This is a genomic window from Streptococcus moroccensis (assembly GCF_030812835.1).
GTDB classification, from domain to species: domain Bacteria; phylum Bacillota; class Bacilli; order Lactobacillales; family Streptococcaceae; genus Streptococcus; species Streptococcus moroccensis.
On sequence record NZ_JAUSTM010000004.1, the window covers coordinates 11,800 to 24,588 of the forward strand.

A 12,789-nucleotide genomic window follows, 5' to 3' on the forward strand; every position below is an offset into this window, starting at 1 on the left:
CTTTTTGCTTTATTCAATCTCAAACTTAATATCTTGTTGCTTGACGCCAATTTTAAGAAGATGGCCAGGGCTTAACTCTCCTGATAAGAGTTTCTCTGCCAACGGGTCTTCCAATACCGTTTGAATCGCACGGCGGAGTGGTCTTGCTCCCATCTCTGGGTCATAACCGAGTTCTGCTAAGCGTTTAAGGGCAGAAGGCTGTATTTTCACCTTGATATCCTTCTCGGCTAAACTATCAATGAGCGGTTGTACCATAATTTTAACCACTTCTTGCATATGCGCTTGGTCAAGGCTATGAAAAACAATTTTTTCATCAACACGGTTGAGAAATTCTGGTCTGTAATGCCGTTTTAACTCTTCAAAAATCCGTTTTTCCATGTTAGCATGGTCAAATCGTAAATCCTTGCTCCCAAACCCAACTGTTTTATCGTCTCTGAGAGCTGTCGCTCCGAGGTTAGAGGTCATGATGATTAAGGTATTTGAAAAATCGACCTTGCGTCCACGACTATCCGTCAACTGACCATCATCCAGAACCTGAAGGAGGACATTAAAAATATCTGGGTGTGCCTTTTCGACCTCATCAAAAAGAAGAACGGAATAAGGTTTATTACGCACCTTTTCTGTTAACTCGCCACCTTCTTCATAACCGACATAACCGGGAGGCGCACCATTGAGACGACTGGCTGCAAATTTTTCCATATACTCAGACATGTCAAATCGCAACAAAGCCGATTCATCATCAAAAAGAACTTCTGCTAAGGCCTTGGCAAGTTCCGTTTTCCCGACACCAGTTGGACCTAGGAACATGAAGGAGCCAATCGGTCGCTTGGTTTGACGAATTCCCGACTGATTGCGCCGGATGGCACGGCTGACAGCCGAAACAGCTGCATCCTGCGCAATCACACGCTTGTGCAATCCCGCCTCTAAATTAAGGTATTTCTTGGCTTCCGTCTTAGTTAATTTAGTGACTGGAATACCAGACAATCGGCTAAGCGTCGTCAAGATATCGTGTTCAGTGACGACAATGTCCGAGTAACGTTCTTCACCATCTAGCAACCCTTCAACTCTTTTTAACTCTCCTGCCATCAAAGCACGGTCCAGTTCATTTAATTCCGGCTGAATCCCTGCATGACCAGCCTTATTTTGGGCAGTAGCGGCAGCCTCATCTAAAAGGTCAATTGCAGAATCCGGTAAGTTTTTTCCTGTTAAATATCGCTTGGCGTAGGTCACAGCTGTTTCCACCGCTTTGTCCGAAATCGAGACACGATGGTGTTGCTCATACGTTTCCTTTAGGCCTTGCAAAATAACAACAGCCTCTGCTTCTGATGGGGATTCTACGACAACTTTGGCAAAGCGACGAGATAAGGCAGAATCTTTTTCAATGTGTTTTTGGTATTCATCTTGGGTCGTGGCTCCGACCATATGAAGGGTCCCACGCGACAGGGCAGGCTTTAGAATATTGGCCGCATCCATCGTGCTGTCAATTCCGCTCCCGCTGCCCATAATGGTGTGGAGTTCATCTACAAAGAGAATCACCTGACCATCCGCCTCAATATCATCAATGATATTGTTCATCCGTTCTTCAAAGTCACCACGAAAACGGGTTCCAGCAATAACGGACATCAATTCCAGTTCCAAAACACGCATCTGAGCCAATTTTTCAGGAACTTCGCCTGCTGCAATGCGTTGCGCAAGACCTAGTGCTAGGGCCGTTTTACCCACACCCGCATCACCAACTAAAACAGGATTGTTCTTCGTTTTTCGACTGAGAATCTGGACCATGCGTGAAATTTCAGCATCACGACCAATAACCGGCTCCATCTCCCCTTGACGAGCAGCTTCAGTCAAGTCGCGGGTATAATCGTCTAAACCGCCACTAGGTGAACTCGGCATGCCCATCATATTAGCCATATTGCCCTTAGAGGCTCCTGAATTGCCCTTAATCATCGCTCGAATGGCTTTTATATCTGCTTTAGTCATTCCAGCTTTGTGCTCCAAGTTTTTTCGCAACTCGACCATGGTTACATCATGCTCTCCCTGCTCAGTCGCAAAACCAACTTCCTCGAGAACACGACAAGCTAGCGAAGCACCGTCTAATATCATAGCTAGCAATAAATGCTCTGTCCCGAGTTCTTTTGCCTTAAGCGTTTGCGCAATGGCCTTGGCAAACTCAGTAAGATTGCGCAACCGTTTAGAATGTGGTAAAACAGTAAAGCTTCCCACCTCTTCGAGCATTTCCTTTTCAGTTGCAGCATAGATGGCACGATCATAATCGTCAAAATCGAAATCAAAATCCTGTAAAGCTGCACCCGCTATCGATTCGACATTGCCAATAAAACTTAGAAGAACATGCCACGACTCAACCGATTGGCTCCCATAACGTTGGGCAAGTATCTGACCATCTTCCCAAGCTGTTCTCATACCGTGTGATAATTTCATACGTCCCTTTTACTCTTTTCTATCTAATTGCTGAATAATCCGTCGCAACGAATTCGCTCGAATCTTATCAGCTTCTGCTCCTAAAACCTCATTGGTGCTCATGGCTAAAATAAGATTTCCTTCTCTTTCTGTCATCAACTTTTGTTCAAACAACATTTGAATAATATCTGTAAAAACAGTTTGGCTGACTTGATTTCCTAGACTAAGCCTCAGCCCTTCTAATTGGTGATGATGATCTGAAAAATCAATTTTATCAATGCGGATATAACCACCACCACCACGCTTACTTTCAACCACATACCCACGGCTCTCGGTAAACCTCGTTTTAATCACATAGTTAATCTGGCTTGGAACAACTTCAAAAGACGCCGCAACTTCGCTACGCTTAAGCTCTACAAATCCTGCTTGAGCTAACCGTTTTTTAATATAAGCTTCAATGCTATCAGATGTATTTTTCGGCTCCATCAGACCACCTCCTCTGACTATCTTTGACTATTATATCAAAAATTCAACCATTTAGGAACTAAAGAGGCATCTGACTAGAAAATAAGTCCCCTCCAGCTCCGCTAGTTGAGTCTCCCTTGTCACAGTATGTACTGCTCTTCATTTCTTTTTGGGCCAATAGTTTTTAGTTGACCTTTCAGACAGAAGTCTATACAATAAGACTATTATCATTAAGGATGGTTTTATGCATTATCTTATTTTATTGTTGATTTCAATGGTTCCATTGATTGAACTTCGTGGCGCAGTGCCTTACGGCATTGCAAACGGTATTCCCTTTTGGCAAGCACTTTCTCTGGGTGTCCTTGGAAACATGCTGCCAGTGCCCATCATTTTCTTTTTTGCCCACAAAGTCTTGGTATGGGGAGCAGATAAACCTGTTATTGGCCCTTTCTTTAGCTGGTGCCTTCGTAAAGGCCAAAAAGGTGGGAAAGTCTTGGAAGAAAAGGCTGGTAAGAACGGGATTTTCCTAGCCCTTCTTCTCTTTGTCGGTATTCCTATCCCAGGCACAGGCGCTTGGACAGGAACCTTGGCAGCCAGTATTTTAGGTTGGGACTTCAAAAAAAGTGTTGTGGTCATTATGCTAGGAGTGATTTTAGCAGGTGTCATCATGGGTTTTTTGACCGTATTTGGCCTCAACGTTTTTAGCCATTAAAAGAATTCAACCTCACTAAATGACTAGTAAGGTTGAATTCTTTTTTTGACGACTGATTACTATAAATTAGCAGTGAAACGTTCTTCCTACTAAGCTTGAATCCCTTACTTATCTAGGGCCGCAACGTACTGATCTACAGCTAAGAGAGCAGAGGCCACATCATCTGCTGTAATAGCAAACGGCATTTGATGAATGGTTTCTCCTTCAATCGTTGCTTGTTTTCCGACTTTAAGCAAGGTATCGTAATCCGCATCAGCCAAGTGTAATTCCGATAACCGTGTTGGTAAGTTCAAAGCTTGGTAGAAGCGAATGTATTTGTTTAATTCTTCTTTAGGACGATTTTCCAAGAACAATTGGGTTAAGGTCCCATAGGCTACTTTTTCACCATGGGTCAAATGGTGAATATCACCTTCTAATGCTGTAAAACCATTATGAATAGCATGAGCAGCCGCAAGCCCAGCACTTTCAAAGCCAAGACCACTCAGCAAAGTATTGGCCTCCACAATATTTTCTAAAGCTGTTGTCACGACTTTAGCTTCACAGCTAGCCATGGCTTGAAGGCCATCTGCAAAAAGTGTCTTTTCACAGGCCTGTGCAATGGCAACTCCTGCAATGGTCTGGTGCCCACCAGCCATGGTTGTTCCATTATTTTGGACAACAGCTCTAGCTTCTACCCAAGTCGCAAGACCATCTGCAATCCCTGAAGCTAGTAAACGCGGTGGTGCTTGACAGATGACCTGGGTATCTACTAAAACTAATTCTGGGTTTTTAGAGTAGAAGATATATTTTTCAAATGCCCCTTGGTCGGTATAAATAACAGATAAAGCTGAGGTCGGGGCATCGGTCGACGCGATAGTTGGGGCGATAATGACAGGAATCACTAACAAATCCGCAATCGCCTTAGCACTATCAATCGTTTTACCACCACCAAGTCCAATAATGATATCGACCTGATTTTCCTTGCCTAAGTCAACGACGCGATTAATCTCATTATCAGACGCTTCTCCGTTAAAGGCTACCCGTGTTACCTCAAAAGATTTAGAGTTTAAATAGTCAATAAACCGCTGGCCAACAATATCAAATACGACATCGTCACAGAGAACTAAGGGACGTTTACCTAGTGCATTAATTTGGTCAGCACTTGAAAACAAAACATTTTTCCCTTGAACATAACGGGAAGGACTCGCAAAAACTTTCATTAGTTTACCTCATTCAATCTAGAGAAAAGGATATTCTCTTAGTTATTAGTCGTCATACAGATACACCCAACCTCCCTTCTTTTTATGACGACTTCGCATTTTCAGTATAACTTTTTCCAAAAGATTGTGCAAACGTTAACAATATAGCGCTATAACTTTTTTTCCAGTATACTATCCATTGGCTAAGATTTTTAAGAAAAGTCACTCGCATCCACCTTTACTACTTCATTGACTTTAAAAAGCTGAACCTTTAGCCCAGCTTTTTTTGATTCAAAAACGACTACTATAGCTAGCCTAATAAAAGTTATCGACTAACCGCAACTGCTCTTTCTGCCATTTGTTGAATTTTTACCGTGGAATTATTTTGGTAAATGACACCATTAATCAATTCTCCATGAGCAAACAGATTCAGCATGGTACCATAACGCGGAGAAATGATTTGAGCAGTTTCAGCTAGGACACTAAGACCTCCCTCGTCATCGATTTGTACGAGGTGCTGGTCTAATAATTGTTGCAATAGAAGTGTAGCCTTCTTCTGATTTGCTTTTGTGAGGTGATAGCCCGTTGCATTAATCACATACGAAACCTTGCAAACTTCTCCTTCTTTTTGGATAATATCAAACTCCTCATCGTTTGCTACAACATCGGTTACCTGATTTAAAACAACTAAGCGTCCTGACTTATCAGCTCCTATCAGGACATCGGCTGATTCTTCTGGCATAGGGTTTCGAAGATTGATGATAGCTTTTTCATAAATCTCCTTGTACTCTTGACGGTCAGAATGCGTCATCCGAGGCCAAAGGTCACTGAACCAATCTGCCACACGAGAAGCAAGCGCTTGTAGTCGATAAAGTTCCTCAGGGTAAGTTTCAGCTAAGCGAAGACCCTCTATCCCTGATGCTAGATAGGTTTCACAGGCATTTTCCCAATTCTGAAACCCAAGCGCCTGCAGCTCTTTTTCTAATAGTTCTTCAAATTCTTCTATAGAAAAATAATCTTCTAATCTCAAGCTTTCAAATTTGTCATCTGTCATCGCCACCCATTCGAACGGTTCTCCATCAAGGATACGAACGGTCGGAAAATAACCGGATCTTGAAAAAGCAAAAACACGAGCTACAGGCTGGTTTAATAGCCATTTGAGCACATCAACTGCTGCCAAACCTGTCCCAATCAAAGAGACCGAACTATCCTTCCAAATAATGTCTTTTAGCTTCTTAATAGGATACGGGTCTCTGATATAATCTGAGTTGCCCTCCAACTGATACGGATCAATCGTTGGTAGATCTCCACAAGCCAGATGCAGCTCATCAAAGGCTTGACCAAAGATTTCTCCATCGATGTGTACCTGCCATTGGTGCTGCTCTGAAAGGTAAGTTAAGTGGTCAACACGTTTTCTAACAACCGTTGCAGGTAGCTGGTCTAGTAATTCTTGACCACGCTCCTGCATATACTGACCATAAAGTGCGCGACTCACATAAGGTCGATCCACCGCATATCCTTTCGCGATCAACCAAGCTTTAAAATCTCCCATATCCCGATAATCAAAGGAAATAGTATCAATAGGCGAGTTGATTAAAGCTTCATCGACATCCTCTTGGAAGGGAATCCCACGTCCAAAATGGTCTTTATCATCAAAACATACAATAGTTACCCCTGCTAGCTGTTTTTTTGATAATTGAGATAACCCCAATAAAACTGCCAGACCACTGACTCCCATACCTACAATTGCGATTGATTTTGTCATTTCTGTATTCTCCTAATCTTATGATATCATAAGATAGAAATCCTGTCTGTAAAACATTGGATTAGATGACCGTCTTTTCTTCATTAACATAAAAAGGCCCAACTCCTCAACCATTACCAGAGGAATTGGGTCTTATCTGTGGTTTCATTTTTGATAACTGAAAGGAACAATCATCCTCTCACTGTCACTCTTATTTACCGAGTGCTGCAGCCATTGTTGCTGCAACTTCATTTTCAAAATCATTGGCAGCTTTTTCAATACCGTCACCAACTTCAAAACGGGCAAAGCTAATCACTTTAGCACCTACAGATTCAAAGTAAGCTTCAACAGTTTTGCTGTCATCCATGATGTAGACTTGTGAAAGAAGTGTGTACGCTTGGTCTACTTGAGTATTGTCAAGCATGAAGCGGTCCATCTTACCTGGTACAATTTTATCCCAGATTTTTTCTGGTTTGCCTTCAGCAGCCAATTCAGCTTTGATATCAGCTTCAGCTTGTGCCAAAACATCATCAGTCAACTGAGCTTTTGAACCATATTTCAAAAGTGGCAAGGCTGGCTTGTCAACCATAGCACGGCTTTCGTTGTCTTGCTCGATCTTGTGGTTGAGTTGTGCCAATTCGTCTTTGACAAATTGCTCATCCAATTCAGTGTATGAAAGAACAGTCGGTTTCATAGCAGCGATATGCATTGAAACTTGCTTAGCAAGGGCTTCATCGCCACCCTCAATCACTGAGATAACCCCGATACGACCACCGTTATGTTGGTAAGCACCAAACACTTGCTCATCAGTCTTTTCAACCAAGGCAAAACGACGGAATGAGATTTTCTCACCGATAGTTGCTGTTGCTGATACAAAAGCTGCTTCTAAAGTTTCACCTGAAGCTGTTGTCAAGGCAAGAGCTTCTTCGTTGTTAGCTGGTTTACCTTTAGCAATCACTTCAGCTGCTTCTTTAACAAGCGCTACGAATTGATCGTTTTTCGCAACAAAGTCTGTTTCAGAGTTCACTTCAACAACTGCAGCAACATTGCCTTCTACAAAGACACCAGTCAAGCCTTCAGCTGCAACACGGTCAGCTTTCTTAGCAGCTTTTGCCATTCCTTTTTCACGGAGCAATTCTACCGCTTTATCGATATCACCATCTGTTTCAACCAATGCTTTTTTAGCGTCCATGACACCAGCACCAGATTTTTCACGCAATTCTTTTACAAGCTTAGCTGTAATTTCTGCCATTTATAGTCTCCTTTTTAAACGAAATAAGGGAACAGGGCTCCGCCCCGCCCCCTTAGGTTTTAGATTTACAATTATTAAGCGTTATCGCCTTCTACAACTTCAACCAATTCTTCGATTGATTCAGTAGATGCTGGCTCTGAAGCTAATTCTGCTTCAACGGCTTCGACGCTGTCTTCACCTTGGTGACCTTCAATGATCGCATCAGCCATTTTAGCAGTGATGAGTTTAACCGCACGAATCGCATCGTCGTTTGATGGAATAATCACATCAATGTCATCTGGATCAGTGTTTGTATCAACCATAGCTACAACTGGAATACCCAATTTTTTAGCTTCTTTAACAGCGATTTGTTCTTTATGTGGGTCAACAACGTACATCACATCTGGGATGCGAGGCATGTCTTCGATACCACCCAAGAATTTTTCAAGACGAGCCATTTGTTTGTTAAGAAGGGCAACTTCTTTCTTAGGCAAGACTTCAAAAGTACCGTTTGCTTCCATCTCTTTGATTTCTTTAAAGCGACGGATACGTTTTTGAATAGTGTCCCAGTTAGTCAATGTGCCACCCAACCAACGGTGGTTGATGTAGTATTGACCAGCACGTTCAGCTTCTTCTTTGATGGCTTCAGAAGCTTGTTTCTTAGTTCCAACAAACAAGACAACCGCATCGTTAGCTGCTGCATCACGAACAAAGTCGTAAGCTTGATCAGCCAATTTTACAGTTTGTTGCAAGTCGATAACGTGGATGCCGTTACGTTCTGTAAAGATGTACTTCGCCATCTTAGGGTTCCAACGACGCGTTTGGTGACCGAAGTGCACACCCGCTTCGAGGAGTTGTTTCATTGAAATTACTGCCATGAGTATTTCTCCTTTTTTGTTTTTTCCTCTCTAAGATTTCAACTCGCAAAACCACCACAAGGGCAACAGCTCCACGATTCATCTTAGATGAGTATTTGTTGTTGTCACAACTTTATCATGATAACAAAAAAATTCTCTTTTTGCAAGCAATGTCTCTATTTAAAATCAAATCTTCAATCTTTTAGTGATATCTTCCACACCATGTCACCCCCATTGACTGCTTGCTTGAAGATTTCTATCCTCGAATACAATCATGCCTTACTCACAATCGAAGAAGTTTCGCAATTTCCGATTAAGACCTTGACGGAAGTTCATTTTTAGGGTAGAATATTATCTGTTATAGGTTCTGGCGGTATAGCCAAGTGGTAAGGCACGGCTCTGCAAAAGCTTGATCGTCGGTTCAAATCCGTCTACCGCCTTAAAGAAGAAAATCTTTCTTGCTTTTACATAAAGAAAAGCCCTTGTTTTAGGGCTTTTCTTTGTTTTTTATCAGGTTAAATCAGGCTAATTATGGAGAAGTTGGTGGGCAAATGGTGGGCAAAAAAATAAAAAAAGTTTATTAAACTACTTGACTACTATTATAAATAATAGTATAATATAGACATAAGGTAAAGGGAGGTTACCTTAGACAAGGAAACTAACAGAAAGGAGTAAAAATGTTTAGGTACTTAAAAAAGCCACTCAAGGTTCGAACAGATAAGTTGGTCGTCAAACTAAATCTTATCATCCTAACCATTGAATGGCACATCACGATTGGATAGTGAGCAATCACTATCCACCCCTTCGGGGGTGTACTTAAATATTATCAAAAAATGCTATGAAAGTAAAATACAAAGTAAGTAAACATAAATTTGACTGGAAAGCCTTCTTGGTGTGGTCACTGCTTATTGCATTGATACTCTGGTTGGTTTTCAAATAAGGAGTATCATCTATGATAAAAGTGTTATCCAAGGAAGAGATGATGAATTTCATCAAGAGTCATTCACGCTATCAAATAGCACAGGCCACAGGTATATCGGAGCAAACTTTAGCAAACTATGTCAAAGGTCGGACTGATATTGGTGGCATGTCTTTTGATAAAGTCATCAAAATAACTCAGTACTATAACAGTTTAAATCGCTAATGTCTATTATATTGGATATTCCTTGAAATTTCCGTTTTAATGGAAAGTATAAAAAAGACCGCCCAGTGTTAACTGAGCGGTTTTTTGGACTTATTTAAGGAGACTTCCCTCCTTTCTTTTCTAAACTGGTTTTTTTGTCAATTCGTAGGCCACGCCGTTTATAGTGACTGCGATTCCTTCGATATCAATGCTTATTTTATCTGGGTTGGTTGATGTTACATTATTTGATGTTGCATCAAAACGAGTTAGAGAAAAGTTTTCTGACTCAATCGCCTTGAGACGGCTGGAAGCTCCGATGATGTAGCTATCAAATCCACTAGCAGCATAATCATAGACAGCACCGCCAACCTTAAACATCCCTTTGACAGCCTCTGAAAAGGTCTTGGCTCCAGATACCTTGTAAGAACCTCCTGACCGTAGCAAGTAGAACCAGTCTGTTAGGAAGTCGTCTACACTGGCATAGTGCATATAGTGACCACCTTCGTTGCTAGGACGTGCTGATCCTTTTGTTACTGTCACACCACTTGGACGGTTGCCTTGCCCAGTCCATGTCATACCGCCCCAATTATTATCTACTTTACCAACAGCTGAAGTACCCCAGAGGCCTTCATAGTGAAGAATCGTCAGGACATAACTTGGAAGGATGTCATGCTTCTTACAGTTAGCAAGAATCTTATCTAGAAATGCTTTTTTGAGGACAGCCCCATTGAAAGAGAGGTCGCCCTCTTCTTTGCTTACTGTCGCATTCCCAGTTGCCTCAGATTGGCTTGTTTTGGTTTGCTTGGTCTGTTTTACCTCTTGAGTCTTAGACGGCTCAGAGGTCTGTTTTTTGAGCAATTCGGTGACACGTTTTTGGACAGAATCATATTGGCTACCGAGTGACTTCTTACGATCATCACCGTTGCCATGTTTGCCAGCGATTACTTCCTGAGCCAGCTGGTCAACTGTCTTTTGATTAGTCTTAGCTTTGCCATTGATGACTGCCATGACAGCCTCATATTGATTGCCAAGTGCCGCTTTACGTTGGTCACCATTCCCATAAACACCAGCCAAAGTTTCTTTAACTAGAGTATCAAGGTTCTTTCCTAAGCTTGAGGTGGTTTTAGCAGAGTTTGTTAAGCGATAGACGTAAACATACATCCAACCGCTTGCAGCCGCCGTCTGATTGTAGTTGTCAATCGTGATACCATTACGGGCATAGTTGCAGTGTACAATGTTGTTGGCATCCACAAAAATTCCTGTATGGCCACCAGCACCGCTTGACTGACCACGACGCCCCCAAATAAAGATATCTCCTCGCTTAGAATCCCAATCCTGATTTTCTGAGATGAGCTTATACCCATTCTTTACTAGCCAATCATGCATGTATTCCGTGTTCAGCAACCATCCTGGGTTACTTGCTCCAGCTGTAATCAAAGCTGAGCAAACCGAACTGGAGCAATCGTAAGAGCTTGGACCATTTCGATAGTCCATCGAATAAGTGACCTTACCAACTCTAGATGTCATCCAGCCTACAGCTGTTTCAATATTGATCGCCATCAAGTTCCTCCTTTTTTAATATTTCCAAAAATGGCCCCACAAGGAGCGCTAAGGCTCCAAGGGGGAATAAGAGTGCCATTAAGATTAACCGTCTCATTTTGGTTCAGTATAACCCAATGCACGCTCTGAGTCTGATAGCCCAGCAGTGGTAGGGTCATTGACCACTCCAAGAATAGCCAAGACTGCAAAGACCGTGTTTACCACTACCAGTAGATTGTTGACCGTTTCCCCAAAGTCAAAGTCCATACCAAAGACTTTTAAGATGGCCTGCAAAGCCAAAGCCAAGGCTGGCACGATAGTCAGCCAAAAGTTTTTGTTTTTCAGACGTACAGTCCAATTGATATTCATGTTATTTTCCTCCAATGTGTTTTTGTAAATCCTTTAAATCCGTTCTGAGCTCTCCAATGTCTTGTGATAAACTACGGATTTGTTCGATAAGACCTATCATGACCTTCTGCTCTTCTTCATGCTTAACAAGTCGAGCTTCATGATTGTCTAGTAGCTTGTTCTGGTTATCGCTAAAGATTTCCAGCTTTGTCAAACGGCGCTCCAAGGTTTCAGTGCGGATTTTATTAACGTTAAAGACTGTAAAGAGCGATACCAATAGCGGTATAGCTACAGTCATCATCCAGTGCATGAGTTCTTTTTCAGGCATACTCACCTCGCTATTCGTTGTCCAGACCTTGATTAGCCTCAATAAGCTTGGCAACATCATCACGGTAGCGTTTTGGTACACGCTCTAATGTAATCCACCCCAATTCAATCTGGGTTGCGTAATAGGTTAATCGTGTTGCTTTTGCTGTTTCGCTATTCATGTTCAAGACCTCCTCGATCAGTTTCTTCAGCGTTTCCAATAATATCATTGTTTTGTTCCTCCATCAATTCCATAAGCTCATCAATTTGAGCAAGCGCATCATTAAGTGTAAGTGTAGAGAGCTTGATAATGTCTCTGTTTTTATCCGTCTCTGCCTTGATTTCAGCCATCACCTCATCTTTGAGCGCTGTAATTTGCGAAACGGCATCTGCAATTTGCTTAGCAAAATCCTTGGTTTTAGCATCCAGTTCGTCAATCTTGACGACCGACTCAGCCATGGCCTTGTCAGCAAAGTTGCGTTTGTAAAAATTATCCAAAACTGCCGTAATGGCCTCGGACGTCCCGACTGTACGATAGTCCCCCAAGACATTCGCCGATAAATTATCGCCCGTGTCAGGGTCTGAGATACCGATAAAAGCACCCGTTACTTTGCCGAAATCATCGTATTTTGGATAATTAAAATTTACTTTAAATGCCATTATTAGCCTCCTCTAATTTAGCTTTGACTTCTTCGTATAACTCTGCAAGTGCTGTGTCTGACGCTAAAACTGCTTTAAAATCTGCAATTTCTTTTTGCGCCTCCTCGAGTTGCACCTCATACGAGAGTTTCGTGTGGTTAGCTGACATCAGCTCAACCATGTATTTGTTTGTCAGTTGCAATTGTAAGTCCATAATTTAAAATCCTTT

At 42.0% G+C, this 12,789-nt stretch carries 14 protein-coding genes and 1 tRNA gene; 3 read left to right on the forward strand and 12 right to left on the reverse strand.

Features of this window, described 5'->3' with window-relative positions:
• Positions 1-9: 9 nt before the first annotated feature.
• Positions 10-2,439 (reverse strand): ATP-dependent Clp protease ATP-binding subunit, encoded by a 2,430-nt coding sequence (locus J2S23_RS02480; RefSeq protein ID WP_307121192.1) that lies wholly within the window; start codon positions 2,437-2,439, stop codon positions 10-12.
• A 9-nt stretch (positions 2,440-2,448) separates the two neighbouring features.
• Complete coding sequence (locus J2S23_RS02485) at positions 2,449-2,904, reverse strand: CtsR family transcriptional regulator (protein WP_307121193.1); 456 nt, start codon at positions 2,902-2,904, stop codon at positions 2,449-2,451.
• A gap of 223 nt (positions 2,905-3,127) precedes the next feature.
• Here J2S23_RS02485 and J2S23_RS02490 point away from each other — a divergent pair, with 223 nt between their 5' ends.
• A complete protein-coding gene (locus J2S23_RS02490; RefSeq protein WP_307121194.1) occupies positions 3,128-3,595 on the forward strand; it encodes a COG2426 family protein in 468 nt (155 codons plus the stop codon).
• Between the two features lie 104 nt (positions 3,596-3,699).
• On the opposite strand, the gene J2S23_RS02495 is transcribed toward J2S23_RS02490, so the two are convergent.
• The 4 genes from J2S23_RS02495 to rpsB all read right to left on the reverse strand — a co-directional run bounded on the left by J2S23_RS02495 (position 3,700) and on the right by rpsB (position 8,626).
• The gene (locus J2S23_RS02495) at positions 3,700-4,794 is read right to left on the reverse strand and encodes a glycerol dehydrogenase (protein WP_307121195.1); all 1,095 of its coding nucleotides are present in this window, start codon (positions 4,792-4,794) and stop codon (positions 3,700-3,702) included.
• A gap of 304 nt (positions 4,795-5,098) precedes the next feature.
• Positions 5,099-6,538, reverse strand: coding sequence for an FAD/NAD(P)-binding protein (locus tag J2S23_RS02500; RefSeq protein ID WP_307121196.1), 1,440 nt, complete (start codon positions 6,536-6,538; stop codon positions 5,099-5,101).
• A 190-nt stretch (positions 6,539-6,728) separates the two neighbouring features.
• Positions 6,729-7,769 carry a translation elongation factor Ts gene (gene tsf, locus J2S23_RS02505; protein WP_307121197.1) on the reverse strand — a complete coding sequence of 347 codons (1,041 nt, stop codon included), beginning with the start codon at positions 7,767-7,769 and terminating at the stop codon, positions 6,729-6,731.
• A 74-nt stretch (positions 7,770-7,843) separates the two neighbouring features.
• On the reverse strand, positions 7,844-8,626 hold the full coding sequence (rpsB, locus tag J2S23_RS02510; protein WP_307121198.1) for a 30S ribosomal protein S2: 783 nt from the start codon (positions 8,624-8,626) through the stop codon (positions 7,844-7,846).
• Between the two features lie 348 nt (positions 8,627-8,974).
• On the opposite strand from rpsB, the gene J2S23_RS02515 reads away from it, so the two are divergent.
• A tRNA-Cys gene (locus tag J2S23_RS02515) sits at positions 8,975-9,045 on the forward strand.
• Positions 9,046-9,557: 512 nt separating this feature from the next.
• Complete coding sequence (locus J2S23_RS02520; protein ID WP_307121199.1) at positions 9,558-9,749, forward strand: helix-turn-helix domain-containing protein; 192 nt, start codon at positions 9,558-9,560, stop codon at positions 9,747-9,749.
• Between the two features lie 120 nt (positions 9,750-9,869).
• Here the strand turns inward: J2S23_RS02520 and J2S23_RS02525 are convergent, their stop codons facing one another.
• The 6 genes from J2S23_RS02525 to J2S23_RS02550 form a co-directional block, all read right to left on the reverse strand.
• Entirely contained in the window at positions 9,870-11,288 is a 1,419-nt protein-coding gene (locus tag J2S23_RS02525) for a peptidoglycan amidohydrolase family protein (protein WP_307121200.1), read from the reverse strand.
• A gap of 93 nt (positions 11,289-11,381) precedes the next feature.
• Entirely contained in the window at positions 11,382-11,636 is a 255-nt protein-coding gene (locus J2S23_RS02530; protein ID WP_307121201.1) for a phage holin, read from the reverse strand.
• A gap of 1 nt (position 11,637) precedes the next feature.
• Positions 11,638-11,943 (reverse strand): DUF7365 family protein, encoded by a 306-nt coding sequence (locus J2S23_RS02535; protein ID WP_307121202.1) that lies wholly within the window; start codon positions 11,941-11,943, stop codon positions 11,638-11,640.
• A 10-nt stretch (positions 11,944-11,953) separates the two neighbouring features.
• The gene (locus J2S23_RS02540; RefSeq protein ID WP_307121203.1) at positions 11,954-12,103 is read right to left on the reverse strand and encodes a hypothetical protein; all 150 of its coding nucleotides are present in this window, start codon (positions 12,101-12,103) and stop codon (positions 11,954-11,956) included.
• A complete protein-coding gene (locus J2S23_RS02545) occupies positions 12,096-12,581 on the reverse strand; it encodes a DUF1366 domain-containing protein (protein WP_307121204.1) in 486 nt (161 codons plus the stop codon). Before J2S23_RS02545 ends, J2S23_RS02540 begins: the two co-directional genes overlap by 8 nt.
• On the reverse strand, positions 12,571-12,774 hold the full coding sequence (locus tag J2S23_RS02550; RefSeq protein ID WP_307121205.1) for a hypothetical protein: 204 nt from the start codon (positions 12,772-12,774) through the stop codon (positions 12,571-12,573). The genes J2S23_RS02545 and J2S23_RS02550 overlap by 11 nt, the downstream gene beginning before the upstream one ends.
• Positions 12,775-12,789: the final 15 nt, after the last annotated feature.

What these genes read in the sequence shown, in the direction of transcription:
- J2S23_RS02480 (WP_307121192.1), bottom strand. Translation starts at nt 2,439, where the DNA reads ATGAAATTATCACACGGTATGAGAACAGCTTGGGAAGATGGTCAGATA.
- J2S23_RS02485 (WP_307121193.1), bottom strand. Translation starts at nt 2,904, where the DNA reads ATGGAGCCGAAAAATACATCTGATAGCATTGAAGCTTATATTAAAAAA.
- J2S23_RS02490 (WP_307121194.1), top strand. Translation starts at nt 3,128, where the DNA reads ATGCATTATCTTATTTTATTGTTGATTTCAATGGTTCCATTGATTGAA.
- J2S23_RS02495 (WP_307121195.1), bottom strand. Translation starts at nt 4,794, where the DNA reads ATGAAAGTTTTTGCGAGTCCTTCCCGTTATGTTCAAGGGAAAAATGTT.
- J2S23_RS02500 (WP_307121196.1), bottom strand. Translation starts at nt 6,538, where the DNA reads ATGACAAAATCAATCGCAATTGTAGGTATGGGAGTCAGTGGTCTGGCA.
- tsf (WP_307121197.1), bottom strand. Translation starts at nt 7,769, where the DNA reads ATGGCAGAAATTACAGCTAAGCTTGTAAAAGAATTGCGTGAAAAATCT.
- rpsB (WP_307121198.1), bottom strand. Translation starts at nt 8,626, where the DNA reads ATGGCAGTAATTTCAATGAAACAACTCCTCGAAGCGGGTGTGCACTTC.
- J2S23_RS02520 (WP_307121199.1), top strand. Translation starts at nt 9,558, where the DNA reads ATGATAAAAGTGTTATCCAAGGAAGAGATGATGAATTTCATCAAGAGT.
- J2S23_RS02525 (WP_307121200.1), bottom strand. Translation starts at nt 11,288, where the DNA reads ATGGCGATCAATATTGAAACAGCTGTAGGCTGGATGACATCTAGAGTT.
- J2S23_RS02530 (WP_307121201.1), bottom strand. Translation starts at nt 11,636, where the DNA reads ATGAATATCAATTGGACTGTACGTCTGAAAAACAAAAACTTTTGGCTG.
- J2S23_RS02535 (WP_307121202.1), bottom strand. Translation starts at nt 11,943, where the DNA reads ATGCCTGAAAAAGAACTCATGCACTGGATGATGACTGTAGCTATACCG.
- J2S23_RS02540 (WP_307121203.1), bottom strand. Translation starts at nt 12,103, where the DNA reads ATGAATAGCGAAACAGCAAAAGCAACACGATTAACCTATTACGCAACC.
- J2S23_RS02545 (WP_307121204.1), bottom strand. Translation starts at nt 12,581, where the DNA reads ATGGCATTTAAAGTAAATTTTAATTATCCAAAATACGATGATTTCGGC.
- J2S23_RS02550 (WP_307121205.1), bottom strand. Translation starts at nt 12,774, where the DNA reads ATGGACTTACAATTGCAACTGACAAACAAATACATGGTTGAGCTGATG.